This window comes from Mesorhizobium sp. B3-1-9, from assembly GCF_006439595.1.
Lineage (GTDB): Bacteria > Pseudomonadota > Alphaproteobacteria > Rhizobiales > Rhizobiaceae > Mesorhizobium.
Window position 1 is genome coordinate 37,715 of the sequence record NZ_VFTJ01000012.1, and the last position, 21,264, is coordinate 58,978.

At 63.8% G+C, this 21,264-nt stretch carries 17 protein-coding genes, 1 tRNA gene and 1 pseudogene; 15 read left to right on the forward strand and 4 right to left on the reverse strand.

The window, feature by feature from the left end:
• Positions 1-21 precede the first annotated feature (21 nt).
• On the reverse strand, positions 22-936 hold the full coding sequence (locus tag FJW07_RS20675) for a peptidylprolyl isomerase (RefSeq protein ID WP_140645235.1): 915 nt from the start codon (positions 934-936) through the stop codon (positions 22-24).
• A gap of 262 nt (positions 937-1,198) precedes the next feature.
• Here FJW07_RS20675 and secA point away from each other — a divergent pair, with 262 nt between their 5' ends.
• Entirely contained in the window at positions 1,199-3,931 is a 2,733-nt protein-coding gene (secA, locus tag FJW07_RS20680) for a preprotein translocase subunit SecA (protein WP_140858549.1), read from the forward strand.
• A 216-nt stretch (positions 3,932-4,147) separates the two neighbouring features.
• Here secA and FJW07_RS20685 read toward each other — a convergent pair whose 3' ends face one another.
• Both FJW07_RS20685 and FJW07_RS20690 read right to left on the reverse strand, forming a co-directional pair.
• Positions 4,148-5,251 (reverse strand): malate/lactate/ureidoglycolate dehydrogenase, encoded by a 1,104-nt coding sequence (locus FJW07_RS20685; protein WP_246680825.1) that lies wholly within the window; start codon positions 5,249-5,251, stop codon positions 4,148-4,150.
• A gap of 23 nt (positions 5,252-5,274) precedes the next feature.
• Positions 5,275-7,860, reverse strand: a complete 2,586-nt coding sequence (locus tag FJW07_RS20690) for an AAA family ATPase (protein ID WP_140858553.1) — start codon at positions 7,858-7,860, stop codon at positions 5,275-5,277.
• A 238-nt stretch (positions 7,861-8,098) separates the two neighbouring features.
• On the opposite strand from FJW07_RS20690, the gene FJW07_RS20695 reads away from it, so the two are divergent.
• The 12 genes and pseudogenes from FJW07_RS20695 to FJW07_RS20750 all read left to right on the forward strand — a co-directional run bounded on the left by FJW07_RS20695 (position 8,099) and on the right by FJW07_RS20750 (position 19,487).
• A complete protein-coding gene (locus FJW07_RS20695; protein WP_140658868.1) occupies positions 8,099-8,371 on the forward strand; it encodes a DUF4242 domain-containing protein in 273 nt (90 codons plus the stop codon).
• 457 nt (positions 8,372-8,828) lie between these two features.
• Entirely contained in the window at positions 8,829-9,278 is a 450-nt protein-coding gene (locus FJW07_RS20700; protein ID WP_226892223.1) for a hypothetical protein, read from the forward strand.
• 451 nt (positions 9,279-9,729) lie between these two features.
• Positions 9,730-11,133 carry a lipopolysaccharide biosynthesis protein gene (locus tag FJW07_RS20705; protein ID WP_140858555.1) on the forward strand — a complete coding sequence of 468 codons (1,404 nt, stop codon included), beginning with the start codon at positions 9,730-9,732 and terminating at the stop codon, positions 11,131-11,133.
• Positions 11,133-12,413, forward strand: coding sequence for a GNAT family N-acetyltransferase (locus tag FJW07_RS20710; RefSeq protein ID WP_140858557.1), 1,281 nt, complete (start codon positions 11,133-11,135; stop codon positions 12,411-12,413). The genes FJW07_RS20705 and FJW07_RS20710 overlap by 1 nt, the downstream gene beginning before the upstream one ends.
• Before the next feature lie 69 nt (positions 12,414-12,482).
• Entirely contained in the window at positions 12,483-13,643 is a 1,161-nt protein-coding gene (locus FJW07_RS20715) for a YncE family protein (RefSeq protein WP_140858559.1), read from the forward strand.
• A gap of 331 nt (positions 13,644-13,974) precedes the next feature.
• Positions 13,975-14,655 (forward strand): hypothetical protein, encoded by a 681-nt coding sequence (locus FJW07_RS20720; RefSeq protein ID WP_140858561.1) that lies wholly within the window; start codon positions 13,975-13,977, stop codon positions 14,653-14,655.
• A gap of 321 nt (positions 14,656-14,976) precedes the next feature.
• The gene (locus tag FJW07_RS20725; protein ID WP_140645227.1) at positions 14,977-15,309 is read left to right on the forward strand and encodes a helix-turn-helix transcriptional regulator; all 333 of its coding nucleotides are present in this window, start codon (positions 14,977-14,979) and stop codon (positions 15,307-15,309) included.
• Between the two features lie 24 nt (positions 15,310-15,333).
• Positions 15,334-16,023 (forward strand): MIP/aquaporin family protein, encoded by a 690-nt coding sequence (locus tag FJW07_RS20730; RefSeq protein ID WP_140858563.1) that lies wholly within the window; start codon positions 15,334-15,336, stop codon positions 16,021-16,023.
• Complete coding sequence (gene arsC / locus FJW07_RS20735) at positions 16,020-16,442, forward strand: arsenate reductase (glutaredoxin) (protein WP_140645225.1); 423 nt, start codon at positions 16,020-16,022, stop codon at positions 16,440-16,442. The genes FJW07_RS20730 and arsC overlap by 4 nt, the downstream gene beginning before the upstream one ends.
• Before the next feature lie 65 nt (positions 16,443-16,507).
• Positions 16,508-16,828 (forward strand): metalloregulator ArsR/SmtB family transcription factor, encoded by a 321-nt coding sequence (locus FJW07_RS20740; protein WP_140858565.1) that lies wholly within the window; start codon positions 16,508-16,510, stop codon positions 16,826-16,828.
• Between the two features lie 55 nt (positions 16,829-16,883).
• Positions 16,884-18,273, forward strand: a pseudogene (locus FJW07_RS20745) (FAD-dependent oxidoreductase).
• Between the two features lie 14 nt (positions 18,274-18,287).
• Positions 18,288-19,487, forward strand: coding sequence for an MFS transporter (locus FJW07_RS20750; protein ID WP_140858671.1), 1,200 nt, complete (start codon positions 18,288-18,290; stop codon positions 19,485-19,487).
• Positions 19,488-19,731: 244 nt separating this feature from the next.
• Here FJW07_RS20750 and FJW07_RS20755 read toward each other — a convergent pair.
• Positions 19,732-19,816: transfer RNA gene (locus FJW07_RS20755), tRNA-Leu, on the reverse strand.
• Positions 19,817-20,088: 272 nt separating this feature from the next.
• Here FJW07_RS20755 and FJW07_RS20760 point away from each other — a divergent pair.
• Both FJW07_RS20760 and FJW07_RS20765 read left to right on the forward strand, forming a co-directional pair.
• Positions 20,089-20,676 carry a YqaA family protein gene (locus FJW07_RS20760; protein WP_140658858.1) on the forward strand — a complete coding sequence of 196 codons (588 nt, stop codon included), beginning with the start codon at positions 20,089-20,091 and terminating at the stop codon, positions 20,674-20,676.
• Positions 20,677-20,700: 24 nt separating this feature from the next.
• Positions 20,701-21,219 (forward strand): disulfide bond formation protein B, encoded by a 519-nt coding sequence (locus FJW07_RS20765; RefSeq protein ID WP_140645221.1) that lies wholly within the window; start codon positions 20,701-20,703, stop codon positions 21,217-21,219.
• The last annotated feature ends 45 nt before the right edge of the window (positions 21,220-21,264 follow it).

Consider the following 21,264-nt stretch of genomic DNA (forward strand, 5'->3'; position numbering starts at 1 on the left):
AATTATCCAGCCGCAAGCGGATTACTTGCCGGCTTCCAGCGTGTCGATGTCCTTCTTGAGCTTCTCGTCCGGGATCTCGACCTTGGCGGCCGCGCGCAGCTCCTTGACCATGGCGAAATACTTGTCGCGGATCACCGCCTGCTTGGCCTGGTCCTTGACGTCGTCGAAGGCCGGCGGCTGCTTGGCGCGCTTGTCCTCGACCTTGATGACGTGCCAGCCGAACTGCGACTGCACCGGCTCCTTCGAATATTTGCCGACGTCGAGCGCGAAGGCCGCCTTGTCGAACTCCGGCACCATCTGCCCCGGGCCGAACCAGCCGAGGTCGCCGCCGCTGGTCTTGCCGCTCGGATCGCTGGTGTGTTCGTTGGCGAGCTTCTGGAAGTCGGCGCCGCCGTCGAGCTGCTTGATGATCGCCTCGGCCTCTTCCTTCGTCTTCACGAGGATGTGACGGGCGTGGATTTCGTTGACCGGCGGCGTGTTGGCGATCTCCTGGTCGTAGCGGGCGCGCACTTCGGCGTCCGTCACCTTGTCGACCACTTCCTTCTCGACCACCTCGCCATGCAGGGCGCGAGCCTGCAGGAACGCCATGCGGCGCTGGAAGTCGGCGTCCTTGTCGAGGCCGCTGTCGACCGCCTTCTTGGCCATGACGCGGATTTCGATCGCGGCCGAAAGGGCAGCCGCGCGGCGCTGTTCGGGCGGCATCTGCGCGAACTGTTGCGACAGTTCGCCTTCGGCGAGTTGAAGATCGGCCTCGGTCAGCTTCTCGCCATTGACGGTGGCGACCACGGCATTGGGATCGACCGGAGCCGCCGCCGGCGCTGTGGCGTCCTGGGCGGGCTTGGTCTCCTGCGCCATCAGCGGCGACAGGCTAAGAGCCGAGAGCCCGAAGACCAGACCGAGGCTGGCGAGCGAGGCGCGGCGGAACGACAGGGACATCAAGATAACTCCAATGGGGATTGCCAATAAGGACCGCGTGAGCGGAAGGGTTCCAAATCAGTCGGATTGTGGCGGAATTTGGCGCTGCCCATAGGGCTAACGCGGCGTTGACATCGATTGAGCCCCCTCTTATCTGTCCATCGACTTGGCGTCCAGAACCGTTTTCCGGGCGCTTTTTGCGTTTGTCCGCATTCACGCGGATTTGATGGGCCCGCCAGGCGCCTGTCGCAAACGGCTAAATTGCTATCGAAAGGACCATTGGATGGTCAGTCTCGGCGGTCTCGCCCGTAAGGTTTTCGGTTCTTCCAACGACCGCCGTGTCAAGTCGACCCGGCCCAGGGTCGAAGCCATCAACGCCATGGAAAACGAGATGCGGGCGCTTTCCGACGCCGAGCTCTCGGGCTGCACTGAAAAATTCCGCCAGGATCTCGCCAACGGCGCCGCGCTCGACGACCTGCTGGTTCCAGCCTTCGCCACGGTGCGCGAGGCGGCCCGCCGCGTGCTTGGCATGCGTCCCTTTGACGTACAATTGATCGGCGGCATGGTGCTTCACAATGGCGGCATCGCCGAGATGCGCACCGGCGAGGGCAAGACGCTGGTCGCCACTCTGCCGGTCTATCTCAATGCGCTTGCCGGCCAGGGCGTCCATGTCGTCACCGTCAACGACTATCTCGCCACCCGCGACGCCGAATGGATGGGCCGCGTCTATAAATTCCTCGGCCTGACCGTCGGCATCATCGTCCACGGCCTTTCCGACGACGAGCGCCGCGAGGCTTACGCCTCCGACGTCACCTATGCCACCAACAACGAGCTCGGTTTCGACTATCTGCGCGACAACATGAAGTATGAGCGCTCGCAGATGGTGCAGCGCGGCCATGCCTACGCCATCGTCGACGAAGTCGATTCCATCCTGGTCGACGAAGCGCGCACGCCGCTGATCATTTCCGGTCCGCTCGAGGACCGCTCGGAAATGTACAACACCATCGACGCCTTCATGCTGAAGCTCGGCCCGGCCGACTACGAGGTCGACGAGAAGCAGAAGACGACGATCTTCACCGAGGACGGCACCGAAAAGCTGGAAAACATGCTGCGCGACGCCGGCCTGTTGAAAGGCGAGTCGCTCTACGACGTCGAGAACGTCGCCATCGTCCATCACGTCAACAACGCGCTGAAGGCGCATCTTCTGTTCCAGAAGGACCGCGACTACATCGTGCGCAACGGCGAGATCGTCATCATCGACGAGTTTACCGGCCGCATGATGCCGGGCCGCCGCTACTCGGAAGGCCTGCATCAGGCGCTCGAGGCCAAGGAGCATGTGCAGATCCAGCCGGAGAACCAGACGCTGGCCTCCGTCACCTTCCAGAACTATTTCCGCCTCTACAAGAAGCTTGCCGGCATGACCGGCACGGCGCTGACCGAGGCCGAGGAATTCGGCAACATCTATGGCCTCGAGGTCACCGAGATCCCGACCAACCTGCCGGTCATCCGCAAGGATGAGGACGACGAGGTCTACCGTACAGTCGAAGAGAAATACAAGGCGATCGTCAAGGAAATCCGGGAGGCCAGCGCCAAAGGCCAGCCAACGCTGGTCGGCACCACCTCGATCGAAAAATCCGAGCAGTTGGCCGAACGCCTGCGCAAGGATGGCTTCAAGGACTTCGAAGTCCTGAACGCGCGCCACCACGAGCGCGAGGCGGCTATCGTCGCCCAGGCCGGCAAGCCCGGCGCCATCACCATCGCCACCAACATGGCCGGCCGCGGCACCGACATCAAGCTCGGCGGCAACGCCGAGATGCGCATCGCCGAAGAGCTTGGCGACATGCCGCCCGGACCCGAGCGCGAGGCTCGGGAAAAAGAGATTAACGACGACGTCGAGCGCCTGAAGGAAAAGGCGCTGGCCGCCGGCGGCCTTTACGTTCTGGCCACCGAACGCCACGAATCGCGCCGCATCGACAACCAGCTTAGAGGTCGTTCAGGAAGACAGGGCGATCCCGGCCGGTCAAAATTCTTCCTGTCGCTGCAGGACGACCTGATGCGCATCTTCGGCTCCGAGCGCATGGATGGCATGCTGCAGAAGCTCGGCCTCAAGGAAGACGAGGCGATCATCCATCCCTGGATCAACAAGGCGCTGGAGAAGGCGCAGAAGAAGGTCGAGGCGCGCAACTTCGACATCCGCAAGAACCTGTTGAAATATGACGACGTCTCGAACGACCAGCGCAAGGTGGTGTTCGAGCAGCGTATCGAGCTGATGGACGGCGAAGGCCTGTCGGAGACGATCGCCGAGATGCGCGAGGGCGTCATCGAGGAGATCGTCGCCAAGAACATTCCCGAAAACGCCTATGCCGAGCAGTGGAACGTCGCCGGCCTCAAGGAGGAAGCGGCGCAGTATCTCAACCTCGACCTGCCGATCGAGGAATGGGTCAAGGAAGAGGGCATCGCCGAGGACGACATCCGCGAGCGCATCGCGGCCGCGGCCGACGCCGCCGCCAAGGAGCGCGCCGATCGCTTTGGCCCCGACGTGATGAACTATGTCGAACGTTCGGTGGTGCTGCAGACGCTCGACCATCTGTGGCGCGAGCACATCGTCAATCTCGACCACCTGCGTTCGGTCGTCGGCTTCCGCGGTTACGCCCAGCGCGACCCGCTGCAGGAATACAAGGGCGAGGCCTTCGAGCTGTTCCAGGGCATGCTCGGCAACCTGCGCCAGGCCGTCACCGCGCAGCTGATGCGCGTCGAGCTGGTGCGCCAGGCGGCGGATGCGCCGCCGCCCGAGGCCCCCGAGATGTTCGGCAGCCATATCGACGGCTCCACCGGCGAGGATGATTTCCAGGGCGGCGAGACCGCGCTTCTGATGCGTCAGGATACCAGCGCCGTCGTCGCGCCGGAAAACCGCGACCCGAAGAACCCCGCGAGCTGGGGCAAGGTCGGCCGCAACGAGCTCTGCCCCTGCGGCTCCGGCAAGAAGTACAAGCACTGCCACGGCACGTTCGCCTGAGCAGGTCTTCAGTCCCGGCTTTCGCCGGGACTTTTCAACGGATATGATCCCAGTCCCAGACAACTTTCGCAAGGGGCTGAACAGGTTCAAAGCCGTGCCCGGCGTGCCCGACTACTTCCAACTGCACGACCTTAACTTCAATTCATCCATAAAGCCTGCAGTCATGGCGTCGGATATCGACACGACGCGGCAAACAATTCTATCGAAGATCGCGTCCTACAACGTCGGAGGTTGGACCCCGAGCGACAACGCGGCTGCACAGATCGCATCCCATGTCTGCTTCTGCAGCGGAACGCCGGAGCGCAGGCGCTCCTCGCGGGACCGGGCTTCCGGCTCGCCTGGAACCAGGACCGGAGTACCGGGCGTGGTCGGTCGCGAGGCCTTCACATAGTTGGCGTAAGCGCGCGCTCTCTGCAGGAAATCCGGCTCTCCAAAGCGGGCCGGGTCGAGGTAGATCGACAGCATGCCGTTGCTTATGCGGCCGCGCTTGCCGCCAGGGATAGGACCGGACGTCGCGCCTCCAGCCAGGACGCCCGCCAGGATTTCGCACATGAAGGCAAGGCCGGAGCCCTTGTGCAGACCGAAAGCGACGAGAGCGCCCTCGCCATGCGCTAAGTCCCGAACGCCGCCCGGCACGATCGGTCCGTAAAGTGCTGACGGGTCCGAGGTGAACTTTCCGTCGAGCCCGACCAGTGCTCCCTCCGGCACTGGCTTGCCGCCGTTCGATGCGACCAGTACCTTGCCTTCGGCAACAAGCGACGTCGCGAAATCAAGCAGGAACATAGGTTCCTTGCCGTCCGACGGAACGCCTATGCAGATTGGATTCGTGGAAAACCGTCGATCGATCCCACCGAACGGCGCAACCAGCTCACCGCCGCCCACATTGACGAAATGCAACGAAACCAGACCGGCATCGGCGGCCCGTTCTGCCCAGTCGCCGATCCGGCCGAGATGGCTGGAGTTTCGCAGGCCGATCATCGAAACGCCCGCGGCCCTGGCTTTCTCCACGCCCGTGTCGACGGCCAACGGACCGATTGTCTGGCCGAAGCCCCAATTGCCGTCCACCGTGGCGAAGGAGGGACCCTCCGAGACCACCGTCAGCGTCTGCCCCGGTCGGACATAACCCTGCCGCAGCCAATAGAGATAACGCGGAGTGCGTATCACGCCGTGGCTGTCATGGCCCGCTAGATTGGCCGACAGAAGGTAGTGTCCGATCCGATCCGCTTCGTCCCGCGCGCAGCCGGCGGTCGCGAAAATAGTCGCGACGAACTCTTTCAGCCGCGCGGCAGGAATGACGTAAGTTGGCTGCTCCATCACCATTGGTTTGTGCGGTACAATCAAGTTTAGATCAATCCCGAATCGCGCGCGGCCGCCGTCGCCTCGCCGCGCGAGACGGCCTCCAGCTTGTCCAGCACCGCCGACACGTGATGATCGACCGTCTTTGGCGAGATGGTCAGATGCGCGGCGATCTTCTTGTTGGAAAAGCCGCGTTCGATCAGCTGCAGCACCTCCATCTGGCGCTGCGTGAGGCCGGCATGGTTGGCGCGCGTCGCCTGCCGCGGTCCTCTCGCGATGTGGCTGACGCCGCTTTCCCGCATAAGGCCGCGGACGTGCTGCGCGACCGCCCTCGCGCCAAGGTCCTCAAAAATGGCAAGCGCTTCGCGCTGCGCCGCTTCGTCGCCGCGCAGCAAGGCCATTGCCTGTTCGAAAGGCGCCCCCATTTCGGCCCATAGCGCTGCGGCGGCGCGCCAGTCGCCGGTCAGTTGCAGGCGGTGCGGCTCCGCCATGCCGTCCGTATCGCCGGGATCGGATCCGGGCGACAACAGCTCCCGCCAGGTGGCAAGTTCGCCGAACACGGCCGGCGTCGGCGCGAGGCTTTCGGCAACCGCGATCAGGCGCAAGGCTTCCTGCCTGTCGGCTTGTCCAAGCCAGGCCAACTCGGCCAGCACCTCGGCAAACGCCACCAGGCGCTGCAGCTCCATGCCCTTGTCCAGGAACCGCCTCATCTCTTCGACGATCGGCTCGGCCGACGGGTCGCCGCGGCGGATGCGCAGCCTCGCCAGCGCCACCAGCGACGGATAGCGCACGAGCGGCGTCGTTGCGTCGTCGTCGACAACCTCATGCGCCATTGTCGCGGCGTCGTCCCAAAAGCCGCGCCGAAGCAAAAGCTGCGCCTGCACGCCGCGCATGTAATCGCGCCATGTCGCGAGATCGTTCTCGACACAATAGCCAATGCCGCGATCCAGGAACGACGCCGCCTCCTTGAAGTTGAGGCTATTCATCTCGACGCAGGCGCAGTTCGTGAAGGCGCGCGCCGCATGCTCCTGGAAGTTGCCCGACAGCGCAATCCCAAGGCTGCGGGCGAGATCGCGCCGCCCTTTGGCAAAATCCAGCCATTGTCCGGCGGCGCCGACATTGTTCAGCGCATGACAGACAATGTCCGCCCGGTTGAGCCGCTCCGCCAGTTCGGCCGCCTTGCCGCCGAGCGAAAGCGTGTCCTCGAGCCGCTCGGCCAGCATTGCCAGTTGCGAGAGGTTCGAGTAGGCCATCGCCAGCTCGGCGCTGTCGGGCGCGGTCTCCAGAAGCTCCACGGCCTGCTCGCCGAAACGGTCCGCTGCCTCGCGATCGCCGAGCAGATAGGCAAAACGCGACAGGCACCTGAGGCTGTCGCCTTCCTTGAGCCGATCGCCCAGCGTCTGGCGCAGCTGGCGCGCCCGGTCCTGCGCTTCCATCGCCGCGTCGATGCGGCCGATCAGGTGGCACTCGAAGGCATGGCCTTCATAAAGCTCCGCCCGCTTCTCGATCGGCAGGATATCCGCGTAGCGCAGGGCGACCTCGTAGTAACCCGCCGCATCGCGATGGGCGCCGACGCGGGAAGCCTCGCGCGCGGCGACCGGCGCCAGCTCGCGCACCACGTCCAGGCTTTGCGCCTCCACGGCATGATGCACCAGCCTTGCGGTGGCGACTTGCGGATTTTCCCGCAACGCTGCCAGGGCGCGCTCGTTGTACTCCCGCCTCTTGCTGGGCGTCAGCGCCATCTCGATCGCCGTGCGGGCGATCTCGTGGCGGAAGGCATAGCCGTCGCCGAAATCCTCGAGCAAGCCGTTGGCGACGCATTCGGCAAGCTGGCCGGCGGCGGCAATTCCGCAAAGGCCGCTGAGCGCCCAGGCGTCGGCGCGGCGCGGGAACACCGAGACCGCGTCGAGCATCGAGCGGGCGCCGGAGGAGAGCTGCTCGGCGCGCGCGAGCACCGCGTCGCGCACGCTGACCGGCAGCAGGCCGTCTTTCTCGCCGGCCAGCAACTCCGTCACAAAGAAGGCATTGCCTGCCGTGGCGCGGTAGATGGCGCCGCCGTCGCGGCCGGCGGCCTCGGCGAGCGACAGGACGGCCGTCTCGCTGAGCAAAGGGACCTCGATACGATGGACGTTGCCGGCCGGGATTTCGCCGAGCGCCCGGCGCACCCGCATCTGCCCCTCGCTGCGGTCGGTGCGCGCCGTGATCAGAAGCAGGATGTGGGTGCTCGCGATACGCCGGCCCAGGAAGCGCACGAAATCGAGCGTCGCATCATCCGCCCAGTGCAGATCCTCGATGACCAGGACGCTTGGACCCTTCGTCTCGAAAACGTCGAGCGCGTCGGAAAAGAACGGCAGCCTTTGCCCCTGACGGGCATCGATCGCCTGCGGCAACTCCCATCCCGCCTCGCGCGCAAGATCGTAGAGCGCGCCGAGCGGGTCGGGAATCGAGAGGTCTTCGCAGGCGCCGCGCAACAGCTTCACGCCTGCCGTCATCCGCTCCGTGAACGCCTCGACCAGCGTCGTCTTGCCGGCGCCGGCTTCGCCGGACAGCGCCACGACGCGGCCGTGGCCTCGCACGGTGCCGGCCAGCACGGCCTCCAGTTGGTTCAGTTGCGTCTGTCTTTCCAGAAGCATCGTCACTCTCGCGAATGGGATTGTTGGCGCGGCGGATGCCGCTGGATAGTCGGTACGAAGCTGTGGAAATGTGACCTTCCACACATTCCAGTGCCTGCTTCCACATAGAACGCTCCAAAGATAGGGAATCGTCCCGTCAAATATGGGGAAAGGTGCCGATGCGCGCCTTCCGCGAAGGTGATTTCTGCTGGGTCGCGCTTGAACCGAGCGCAACTCACCAACGAAAGGAACCCCTATCGTGCCTCGTTACCTGATTGAACGTACCTTTCCCGATGGGCTTCATGTGCCGATGAACGACGCCGGCGCGACCGCGATGGGCGGCGTCATCGCCCGCAACGCCGAGAAAGGCGTAACCTGGGTGCAATCCTTCGTCTCGCCGGACAAGTCGAAGAGCTTCTGCATCTATGACGCGCCCTCGCCGGAGGCGATCCGCAGCACCGCGCAGAAGAATGCGCTTCCCGTCGACAAGATCACGGAGGTGCGGGTCCTTGACCCCTACTTTTATCGCTGATCGGGCAGATGAACGACAAAACGATGAGACGATCGTCCTTGTCGATGGCGGACCTGTTGTCATGCCGGACAGCGAGGGAGTATCCGCCGCGGCGGATACTCTCGCACCGCGGCGCGGCTTCATGCGGCGGCTCGTGTCGGCACTGTTTTCGCCTGTGCGAAACAGGCGCCGCCGGCCTCTCCCGCAGGATCACCATCTGAGGCGCGACATCGGCCTCCGTGAGCGGGAATTGCCGCGCGAATACTGGGAATATTGGTGGCATTACTGATGTTCCACACCGGCCCTGGCGGGACCTCGCGGTCTCGCCCTTCGAATGACACGCGCGCCAAGCGTCGCAGGCCCGGCCTTGAAAAAGACCGGCCCTGCCCTTGCGCGCGCGCTTAACGGAATTGGAGAGAGAACAGTGAGCATCCCCAGCCTGACCAGATATTTCATCGGCGCATCGGCCCTGGCCGTCATGGCGGCAAGCGCCACCCACGCCGAAACCGTCAATCCGCTTGCCGAAAAGGTGCGGGCGCTGGACAGCCGCTTCGAGGACGTCGCGGTGGCGAAAGCTGAAGGCTACGCGCCGATCCCCTGCGCCAGCGGCATCACCGGCGGCGCCATGGGCATCCACTACGTCAATGCGACCTACCTCAAGGACGACGCCGTCGACGTCGCCAAGCCGGAGGCGGTCATGTACGAGCCGATGGCCGACGGCACGCTGAAGCTGGTCGCCGTCGAATATATCACTTCGAAGGGTCCGGCCTCGCTCGAAGGCCAGCTGTTCAACTTCAACAGCGCCCCCAACCGCTACGGCCTCGGCCCGTTCTACGAGCTGCATGTCTGGGCTTGGAAGCAGAACCCGACCGGCGCCTTCGCCGACATGAACCCGAACGTATCGTGCGATGCGATGAAGGGGATGTAAGCAGCGCCCTTGCCTTCTCCCCGTTTGACGGGGAGAAGGTGGCCCGAAGGGCCGGATGAGGGGTAGCGCCGGCGATTGTGATTGGCCGCGTTTCGCAGCTAGTGACCTGAAATTAGTGCCAAAACGGCAACAAGGTACGAGACCGCAATCATGGCGTAGGCAATCTGGAGAAAGGTTATTCCGTCACCCTTAATTCGAGAATGACCTCCCAGATATTCCCAAAAATCTTGTCCCGACACGGGAAAATTCAGCGCGAATTCCCGTACGAGATGTCTGCTTATTTGCTATCATGCCCGCGCAGCTTTTTAGCTTTCTACGGCTTGCGCACTTCAGCGCAATTTCCGAAAGCCCGCGCTGCCCTCATACGCCCGCCGGCACCCCACCCACCCTTTCTTAAGGTGTTTCGGATAGACCGAAACCTTGGAAAGAGGCGGAAAACGGAGAGTTCTGGGTGCGCTTTTCCGCGGCGACGACTGCCGGGCGGTTCCTGCCGCAGCGCTGGGCGCTGCGCATGCGTCCGTTGCTTGGCCGCATCGACGCCGTGCTGTTCACCGCCGACGAACGCGGCGAAGCCGGGCGCATGTCGCTGATCGCCTTTTCGATCCGTATCATCAGCGCCTTCATCGCCTTTGTCAGCCAGGTGCTGATGGCGCGCTGGATGGGCTCCTTAGAATACGGCATCTCGGTGCTGGTCTGGGTGACGATGGTCATCGTCGGCAACCTCGCCTGCCTCGGCTTCCACACCTCGGTCATTCGTTTCATTCCCGAATATCGCGAGCGCGGCATGCTGGCCGAACTGCGCGGCATCGTGCTCGCCAGCCGCCTGTTCGTGCTCGTCGCCTCGACGCTGATCGCGGGCCTCGGCGCCCTTGGCGTGTGGCTCGCCTCGGACTGGATCGAGAACTACTACGTCATCCCCTTCATCCTCGGCGTCATTTGCCTGCCGATGATCGCGCTCGGCGACCTCCTGCAGGGGCTGGCGCGCGCCAATTCCTGGGCGCTGCTGGCGCTGTCTCCCACCTATCTGGTGCGGCCGGTGCTGATCCTGGCGTTCATGGCGCTGATGCTTGGCCTGCACTACGTGCCCGACGCCAAGACCGCGATCTTCGCCTCGATCGCCGCCACCTATGTCACGACGCTCGGCCAGTTGATGGCCGTCACCTCGCGCATGGAGAAAAAGATACCGGCCGGGCCGATGGCGGTGCATTTCGGCCAGTGGATCCTCGTTTCGCTGCCGATCTTCCTGGTCGAGAGCTTCTTCTTCCTGCTCACCAATGCCGACGTGCTGATGGTCGGCGCCTATATGAACCCCAACGATGTCGCAGTCTATTTCGCCACGGTGAAGACGCTGGCGCTGGTGCATTTCGTCTATTTCGCGGTCAAGGCCGGCGTTGCCCAGCGCTATGCGCAGTTCACCCATGGCGAACCGGACAAGCTCGCCGCCTTCGCTCGCGAGACCGTGTCCTGGACCTTCTGGCCCTCGTTGCTGATGGCGCTCATGGTGCTGGCGCTGGGCGAGCCGATGCTGATGCTGTTCGGTCCCGAATTCACTGCCGGCTACCCGCTGCTCTTCCTGCTGGTGCTGGGCGTCGTGGCGCGCGCCGCCGTCGGCCCCTGCGAAAGCCTGCTCACCATGAGCGGCAACCAGAACATCTGCGCCGCCGTCTATGCCATGACGCTTGCCCTGAACATCGGCCTCAACGTGCTGTTGATCCCGCTGTTCGGCCTCTGGGGCGCGGCAATCGCCACCAGTCTCGCCATGGTCTTCGAGGCCAGTGCGCTGTCCTTCACCGTCTGGCGCAAGCTCGGCATCGTGATGGCGATCTTCGTGCCCACAAACAAGGAAGTCGCCTGATGGCCGCCGTCCCGTTGCTCGAAGAGACCAGCGGCGGCACCGCCGGCGCCATGGTATCCAACCTTGCCGGCCTGGCGCGCGAGGTCGACCCCGCCCATATCGAGCTCTTCGCCAGCAACCGGCCGGAGCGCAAGCTCGCCATCTACCCGGCCTCGGCCGGCTTCGACCTTGTCGAGGAACTCGACTATCTCAGCGCCCGCACGATCGAGCCGAACGTCTTCTTCAACCCGCGCTTCCTGGCGCCGGCGATGCCCCGGCTGGAAGACCGCGAGGTGCGGCTTGCCGTCATCCGCGACGGCGACGAATACCGCAACCGGCTGCGGCTTCTGGTGCCGTTCTCGGTCGAGCGGCCGGCGATCCCGCTCGGCGTCCCGGTGATGCGCACATGGTCGAGCCCGTTCGGCCCGCTCGGAACGCCGCTGGTCGATCGCGACGATCCGGTCGGCGTCATCGAGGATTTCTTCTCGATGCTGTCGCGGTCGCATCTCAAGCTGCCCAAGGTCTTCGTGCTGCCCGACATCAAGCTCGACGGTCCGGTGGCGAGCCTCATGACCTCGTTTGCCGACAGCCGCGGCCTGACCATGGTGACCACCGGCAAGGTCGAGCGCCCGGTGCTTGAAAGCGATGCCGACGGCGAGGACTACCTCAAGGCCTCGCTGCGCGCGCATCACTATCGCGAATTCCGCCGGCTGAAGCGGCGCCTCGCCGATCAAGGCAAGCTCGAGCACATCGTGGCGCGCGGGCAGGACGAGATACGCCACGCCATCGAAAGCTTCCTGACGCTTGAAGCGGCCGGCTGGAAAGGCCGCGAGCGCACCGCGATGGCGATCGACCGTTACCGCGCCGCCTTCGCCCGCGAAGCCGTGCATAGGCTGGCCGAGCAGGACATGTGCCGCATCCATCTGCTGACGCTCGACGGCCGCACCGTCGCCTGCCTGGTCGTCTTCGTCGAGGCCGGCGTCGCCTACACCTGGAAGACGGCCTATGACGAGGCGCTTTCCGCCTATTCGCCGGGCACGCTGCTGATGATCGAGGTGACCAAGCAGCATCTCGACGATCCCAACATCGTCATGACCGATTCCTGCGCGGTTCCGGACCACCCGGTGATGAGCCGGCTGTGGAGCGAGCGCAAGCCGATGGGCACGCTGGTGGTCGGGCTGACGCCGGATGCCGACCGGCTGGCCCGTCAGGCGGCCTCGCAACTGCACCTCTACCGTGAGACCCGCAACATGGCGCGCATCCTGCGCAACCGCATGCGGAGCCTTTTGAAAAGGCGCTAGATCAACGGCGGGACACAAGTTATGGGGTCCGCGCGGCGAACTCGGGCCGGCCTACACGAAACCATCCAGATGATCAGAAGTCGTTTGCGTCACACCAGTTTCCGTGCGGCCGTGCTGCTGATTGCGCTCATGCCTGCCCGGGCCTGGGCCGATACCTGCCCGGAGGATTGCTCCGATCCGCCACCCGCGTCTGTCAACATCTACAGTCAGACCGCGGCCGGCCATCTGAGCCCCGCCACCGCCGGCGCGCTGCCGCGCGTCTATGTGCCGAACCGCTCCTCCAACAGCGTCTCGGTGATCGACACCGTCACCTTGAAGGAGGTCGGCCGGTTCCCGGTCGGCAGCAAGCCGCAGCACGTCGTGCCGTCCTGGGATCTCAAGACGCTGTGGGTCGCCAACAACGGCACCGGCAGGAACGGCAGCCTGACGCCGATCGACCCGATGACGGCCAAGCCCGGCCAGCAGATCCCGGTCGACGACCCCTATAATCTCTACTTCATGCCGGACGGCAGCGCGGCAATCGTCGTCGACGAGGCGATGAAGCGGCTCGATTTCCGCGACCCGCACACCATGGCGCTGAAATCGAGCCTGCCGACGCCGACCTGCCCCGGCATCAACCATGCCGATTTCTCGGTCGACAGCTCCTACGCGATCTTCACTTGCGAATATGGCGATGGCGGCCTGGCCAAGATCGACCTGAGGAACCAGAAGGTGCTCGGCCACCTCGACCTCTCCAAGATGGGCATGCCGCAGGACATCCGCCTCTCGCCCGACGGCAAGGTTTTCTACGTCGCCGACATGATGAATGATGGCGTGTTCCTGATCGACGGCGACAGTTTTCGCGAAATCGGCTTCATCCCCACCGGCATCGGCACGCATGGCTTCGTCGTCAGCCGCGACGGCAAGCGCCTTTATGTCTCGAACCGCGGCTCGCACAAGATGGAACAGGGCAAGGCCAACGGCCCGGGCAGCGTGACGGTGATCGACTTCGCCACCCGCGCCGTGGTCGCGCAATGGCCGATCCCGGGTGGCGGCAGCCCCGACATGGGCAATGTCAGCGCCGACGGCAAGCAATTATGGCTCTCCGGCCGCTTCGACAGCGACGTCTATATGATCGACACCACCAGCGGCGGCGTGACGAAAATACGCGTCGGCGTCGAGCCGCATGGGCTGACGGTGTGGCCACAGCCGGGGCGCTACTCGCAGGGACACACGGGGAATATGCGGTAGCAGCCAGCTCCAACACAGCAGTTCAGGCCGGGCTGCGCCGATGCCCGATCGGCATGAGATTGCTGGTGAGCCCACCGGGCCGGACGAGCTCCTGCGGGATGCCTGGCCAGGGATGCCGCCGACATGGCGTCGAAATGGCGACTGTTGCGTCCGACCGATCAGGGTGCCCATCGAACTGACCAAGGCTGGCAATCCGGCGATCCCAACTTCGTGATGTCCTTGTGTCTGCACAAATGGCACATCGTCATACAACTGAAATCCGGCGCGCCTAACGGGTTCCTCGCCGCATCGCCGGCACATCTCCCGCTACTTCCTACATCGAGGAAAGACCATGCTTTTTCGTGCCATTATCGCGCCACTGGGCATCTCACTGTCCATGACATCATCCAGCTTCGCCGCCGACCTTGTCGAAGCACCCCCGCCGGCAGCACCGAGCTGGACTCTGGGGATTGAGGGAAGTCCCGAGTTCTACGCCATCGACAATGGCAGCAACAAAGCGCGATCGCTCGCCGACACCTACTTCAAGTTCAGCGTCTCGCACAATTTCGCCGACAATTTCGTCGGCGGGATATTCATCCAGCCGACCTTCAAGACCGGTGGAAAGACACAATATTACGGCGAGGCGAGTCTCGGCTACAAGATCAAGCTGACGGACGCCTTCACCCTCACTCCCAGCGTTGCCCTCGGCTACACTTGGCATGACACCGGCATCGTCAAGGACGCCGACGCAAATGCGCAGATCCCCTACTACGCCTTGTATCTCGCCGGAGATTGGAAACTGTCCAAGCAATGGACGTGGAATGTCTTCAACTTCCGCTACCGCAACGCCTTCAACACCACCTGGGAAACGCCGAAGCTGGCCACAGGCGTGACCTACAACATCGACTCCACCAATGCGGTCTATGCCAACCTCGGCTATTCGTGGAAAAAGGCCGATACGACGTCGGCGCCTTACGACGATCTCGCCGGCGACAAGCTCAACATCGCGATCGGCTACAAGCACTCGCTCTGATCGCTAGAGCAATTCCAGGAAAAGTGTGTAGCGGTTTTTCGTCCGGAATTGCGTGAAAACAACAAAGGCGCAGGCTGGCCGTCGTCGGCCTGCGCCCCACGCCCGCAATGCAGCTCTTGCGGCTCTGAGGCCACCTCCAGAAAGTCCCAAGACCGCGATGCGCTCCTAATAGTCCGGAGACCCGGCAGGGGGAACGTGGCGCGTGCTGATAATCGGATTGGGCGCGCAAATCTTTGGCCAAAATATTCCGACCCCCACCAGCCTGTCATCCAACCGTCATGCTGCGGACCTACACATCCACAAATCCGGATGGATGGATGTATGGACAAGACTACTGCTCTGCTGGCGCTGGCCGCGCTTGGTCAGGACACAAGGTTAGAGACTTTCCGGCTGCTCGTGCAAGCGGGTGCCGAAGGCGTTCCAGCCGGCGAGATCGCATCGCAACTTGGAACGGTGCAGAACACCATGTCTGCGCATCTGAAGGTCCTCGACCGCGCCGGGCTTGTTCGCGCCGAACGAGAGGGGCGGATCATCCGGTATGTCGTCGACATGAACGCCTTTCGCGATCTGCTGGCCTACCTGATGGAAGACTGCTGCAGGGGCGCCCCGGAGCTTTGCCGGCCGGTCATCCAGGCGGTGACCTGTAAGTGCTAACGATCTCAATGGAGGCTCGGCACCGTGTCAGCTGACCTGCCGCGACGGCTCGCTGCCGAAGGACTTGGAACTGCGATGCTGGTCGCCACCGTGGTCGGTTCCGGGATCATGGCCGACCGGCTGACCCATGATGTGGCGCTCGCCTTGCTCTGCAACACCTTGCCGACCGGCGCGCTACTGATCGTGTTGATCACCATCCTCGGCCCGATTTCCGGTGCGCATTTCAACCCAGCGGTCACGCTCGTGTTCAGCCTGAGGCACCAAATGGCCCGCGATGTGGCCCTGACCTACGTGGCAGCCCAGCTCGCGGGAGGCATACTCGGCACACTGACGGCTCATGCTATGTTTGACATGCCGCTCTTCAGTCTCTCGACCGCGGTGCGCTCGGGGTCTGGTCTGTGGATCGCTGAGGCGGTTGCGACCTTCGGCCTCGTCTTCACCATCCTTGCCGGTCTCCGCTTTCGCTCTGATGCCATCCCGTGGCTGGTTGGCCTCTACATCGTGGCCGCCTACTGGTTCACTGCCTCGACATCGTTCGCAAACCCGGCCGTGGCCGTGGCCCGCGCCCTCTCCAATACCTTCGCTGGCATCCGGCCGCTCGATGTCCCAGCCTTCATCGCTGCCCAGCTTGCCGGGGCTCTGGTGGCAATGGCGCTTGCCGGCTGGCTGCTTGCGGAACCCCAAGCCATCACCAATGAGGAACCCGCCGAATGACCATCACGATCTATCACAACCCCCAGTGCGGCACCTCGCGAAACACGCTGGCCATGATCAGGCAGAGCGGCGAAGAGCCCGAGATCATCGAATACCTCAAGACGCCTCCCTCACGTGCAAAGCTGGTTGAGCTGATCGCAGCCATGGGGATCACTACCCGTGCGCTGCTTCGGGAGAAGGGAACGCCCTATGAGGAGCTTGGGCTCGCGGACCCAAAGTGGTCAGACGACGATCTGATCGACGCCATGCTCAAGCATCCGATCCTGATCAACCGCCCAATCGTGGTGACCCCGCTGGGCGCGGTCCTTGCGCGACCTTCTGAGGCGGTCCTCCCGATTTTGCCCAATCCCGACATCGGCCCCTTCACCAAGGAAGACGGCGAGGTCGTTATCGACGCGACCGGTAAACGGGTCGTTTGATCATATTTCGATCTTTGTCGAAATAGGTATTGACCTGTGCCGGCGGCGGGTGCAGTGTTATTTCCATGAAACTCGAACAAGCAGCAAAACAGCTCGAAGCCATCGGCAACCCGACACGGCTCAAGCTCTATCGCACACTGGTCAGAGCCGGCGAAGCAGGCCGGCCCGTGGGGTACTTGCAGGACAGCCTTGGCATCGCGGCCTCGACGCTGTCCCACCATCTGCATCGCCTCATTCTGACCGGCCTCGTGACGCAGGAGCGGCAGGCAACGACCCTGATCTGTCGGGCCAACTACCCTATCATGAGGGAGCTGATCGGCTTCCTGGCTGACGAGTGCTGCGCTGACGCCGCTTGCGGTGCCGTCGAGGGCGAAGCAGCGGCATAGCGCATATTTTTTTGTTTCGTATTTCGATGATCCCGGAAGGACGGAAACAATGCCGATGAATGACCATGACGCCCTCCCTGTTGCCGTCATCGGAGCCGGCCCGGTCGGCTTGGCGGCCGCGGTTCAGCTCGTTCAGCGTGGGCTCCCCGTGAAGGTCTACGAGGCCGGCGCGGAAGTCGCCACCAATCTCCGCGACTGGGGTCATGTTCGAGTGTTCACGCCTTGGCGCTACTGTGTGGATCGGATGGCGGTAAGACTTCTTGAGCGCAGTGGCTGGACGATGCCCGATCCTGAGGCGTTCCCAACCGCTGACGAGCTGATTGCGCACTACCTTGAACCGCTCGCAAGGCTGCCTGAACTCTCAACGTCTATCGAGACCAACGCCAACGTGGTCGGCATCTCCCGCTGGGGTGCGGACAAGGTATTGAGCAAGGATCGACAGGCAAGGCCCTTCATGTTGGTCGTGAAGACCGCCGACGGGATCAGGCGCGACCGCGCGCGCGCCGTCGTTGATGCGTCCGGGACATGGCAGACGCCAAACCCACTTGGGGGCGGTGGTATCACGGCGGAGGGTGAAGCGGAGTTCGCTGACAAGATCGCTTACGGCATCCCCGACATTCTCGGCCGCGACCGCAACCTCTATGCCGGTCGCACGACGCTGGTTGCTGGCTCTGGCCTTTCGGCCGCCAACGCTCTGCTGGAACTCGATAGACTGGCTGCTGACGAGCCGGGCACCGCTTCTCTCTGGGTGACACGCAGTACCGATCTTGTTCGCATCTACGGTGGTGGAGACGCCGACCAACTTCCCGCTCGTGGCGAGCTGGGTGCCGATGCTCGCGAGCTGGTGGAAAGTGGCGGCACAACGATGGTCACCGGCTTCGCAACGCTGGCCATCCGCGGCTCAAATGGCCGCCTGACCGTTGAAGGTCAAACGCGGGACGGCTTACAAGTGCTGGGGCCTGTTGACCGTATCATCGCCGCGACCGGCCAGCGGCCCGATCTCTCGCTCACGCGTGAACTTAGGCTGGACCTTGACCCGTGGCTTGAGAGCGTCAAGGCGCTAGGGCCTCTGATCGACCCCAACGAGCACTCCTGCGGCGACGTTCCCCCGCACGGCCATCGCGAACTGAGCCATCCCGAGCCCGACTTCTACACTGTCGGCGTCAAGAGCTACGGCCGCGCTCCGACCTTCTTGCTGCTGACCGGGTATGAACAGGTACGGTCGGTCGCGGCAGCCCTCGCTGGCGAGATGGCGGCTGCGGATGCCGTGCAACTGGTGCTACCCGAAAACAGGCGTCTGCACCGTCCCTCCCTCAACCATACGCGCGACGGGTGGCGGGTGTTGTGGTGGCCCAGCTCCTTCCGAGGCTGACGCCTGTTGTGTCGCCGACGCTGAAGCGAAAGCCGCTGGCAAGAGCGGCTGCGGTTGCAACGCAGCAGCATAAACGACCAAACCGCGATGGAGCGCAGTCGGCGAACGATCATAACCGTCCTTGGACTGACCCAGATCATGGCTTGGGGGTCCACCTACTACTTGCCGGCGGTCATCGCACCGAAGGTAGCCGCCGACACTGGCTGGCCGCTGACTTGGGTCGTTGGCGGATTGTCGCTCGGCTTGCTCGTCGCCGGCTTGATCTCGCCTCATGTCGGCTCATCCATTGAACGGCACGGCGGCCGAAACGTGCTTGCGTTCAGCGCGTGCTGTATCGGCGTCGGCCAGATCGGGCTTGCGGCCGCCCCGAACCTCGTCGCCTACATCGCGGCATGGGTCGTTGTGGGACTTGGCATGGGGGCAGGCTTGTACGACGCCGCCTTCGGCACCCTCGGGCGGCTCTATGGGCACGGCGCGCGCTCCGCTATCACAACCCTCTCGTTGTTCGGCGGGTTCGCCAGCACCATCTGTTGGCCGATCTCGGCCTTCCTGATTGGCGAGACGGGCTGGCGCGGCACCTGCCTCGTCTATGCCTCGGCGCAGTTGTTGTTCGCCCTCCCCCTCTATCTCGCAATGCTGCCGCGTGGGGTGTCTCCGCCGAGCGTCCCGGACCGGCCGGGAAAGACACAGGCTGCGGTCCCTTCTGCGGCGACCTCAGTTCCGATCATGGTCCTCCTGGCTGCCACGCTGACGTTGGCGGCGGTCATTTCGTCGACGGTGTCAGTTCATCTGCTCACCATCTTGCAGGCCGGCGGCATGGCGCTCGCCGCCGCCGTTGGGCTCGGGGCACTCGTCGGCCCCGCTCAAGTGTCGGCGCGTGCTGTCGAGATGTTTATCGCCCGCTACCATCATCCCATCTGGACCAAGTTCGCGTCCGTGACATTCGTCGCCATCGGCATTGGTGCGCTCTGGGTCGGGGTTCCGGTTGTGGCTGTGGCGCTTGCCTTCTACGGGGCTGGTATCGGCCTTGAAACGATAGCGCGGGGCACGCTGCCGCTGGCTCTGTTTGGCCCTGCGGGATACGCGAGGCTCATGGGACGTCTCGCTATGCCCAGCTTGATCGCTCAGGCAGCAGCGCCGTCTGTGGGAGCGTTGTTGTTGGAGCAAGCCGGCCCTCATGGCACCCTTGCAGCTCTCGCCGCTTTGGCGCTGCTGAACGTCGGGCTCGCCTGCAGCTTGGGCTGGCTGATCTTCCGTCGTCGAACACTGCAGGTTCAGATGCAGTAATGCATAGCGACCGGCCGGGTTGTCACTCCCAGCGTTGCGCTCGGCTACACTTGGCATGACACCGGCATCGTCAAGGACGCCGACGCGAACGACGATCTCGCCGGCGACAAGCTCAACATCGCGATCGGCTACAAGCACTCGCTCTGACCGCCAAGCGCAGGCTGGCCGTCGTCGGCCTGCGCCACAGTCGTCAAAACCCGAAAAGATTGGAGAAGGATGGCCTGCCAACTCGCAGAGCGAAGGATGGTGCCCCTAGCCGGGATCGAACCAGCACTCCTTGCGGAACTCGATTTTGAGTCGAGCGCGTCTACCAATTCCGCCATAGGGGCTCAGGCCGGGCGGCCTGGATGGGCGCGGACTATACGGTTGGACGGGTTTTCGTCAACTGGCCTGTTGCCGATTTACCAGTGGTAGCCGCGCCCGGACCGCGCCTTACGGTTCCGTAAGGGCGCCGCCATTGTGCGGCGCGTAAAATCTTTCTAGAGAAACGAAACTTATCGCGTCTGGCTGGAAACGCCGGCTGCGGCGCTTTGGGTCCTTGTTTCGTGCATGCCGGTGCCCGAAAACCACTCCGCCGTTCGGAACCAAATCAGGAGAGCCGATGCTTCGCGGACTTTACGACTGGACCCTGTCGCTGGCGGCGCGCAAATCCGCCGAATGGTGGCTGGCCTTCATCGCCTTCGTCGAAAGCTCCGTGTTCTTCATACCGGCCGACGTGCTGTTCCTGCCCATGGCGTTGGCGGCGCCCAAACGCGCCTATCGCTACGCGTTGACGGCTACTGTTGCGTCCGTGCTGGGCGGCATAGCCGGCTGGCTGATCGGCTACTATGCCTACGACACGATAGCACGCCCGATCCTGGAGCATTTCGGCGGCCTATCCACGTTCGAGAAATGGCAGTCGTCCGGCGCCGGGCTGATGCTGGTGCTGCTCGTCACATCCGGCGCGGCGCACCTGCCGCCGATCAAGGTGGTCACCATTCTGGCCGGGGCGCTTCACGTCAATCTTTTGGTCTTCATCGTCTCGGCGATCGTGGCGCGCGGCGCCCGTTTCCTGCTGCTTGCCTGGCTGCTGCGCCGCTATGGCGAAGAGATCAGGGAGTTCATCGAAAAGCGTTTGGGATTGATTGTCGGCGCCGGCGCCGCTGCCCTGATTTTGCTCTATATCCTCGTCAGATACGCCCACGGATAGCGACGCAACAACGGATTTCCATCGATGACAGCGACCATGATTGCCGACACTGGACGCCAGCGCACGCGCGCGGCGCTCTTTCTTGCTGTCGCCATGGCGGCGACCGTCGGCTCGGCGCTGGCCTTCCAATATATCGGCGGCTACATCCCCTGCCATCTCTGCCTCGAGCAGCGCACCCCCTACTATATCGGCGTGCCGCTGATGGTGCTGGCGGTGATCGCCTCGATGCTGCGCGCGCCAGCCTGGGTGACGCGCGGCCTGCTCGCGATCGGCGGCCTTTTGATGCTCTACGGCCTTTATCTCGGCGTCTACCATTCGGGCGTCGAATGGGCCTGGTGGCAAGGTCCGGCCGACTGCACCGCCGGCGCCGGCCCGGTCGACACCGGCGGCAAGGGCGTGCTCGACGCGCTCGACAAGTTCGTGCCGCCCTCCTGCGACAAGGCAGCGCTGCGCATCCTCGGCCTGTCGCTCGCCGGCTGGAACGCCATCGCCAGCCTCATTCTCGCCGCCGTCGCCTTCCGCAGCGCGCTCGCGCGGGATTGATTCGAGCAAAAATTCGGCAGGCTGAGTCGAATGGCGCGGCTTTCG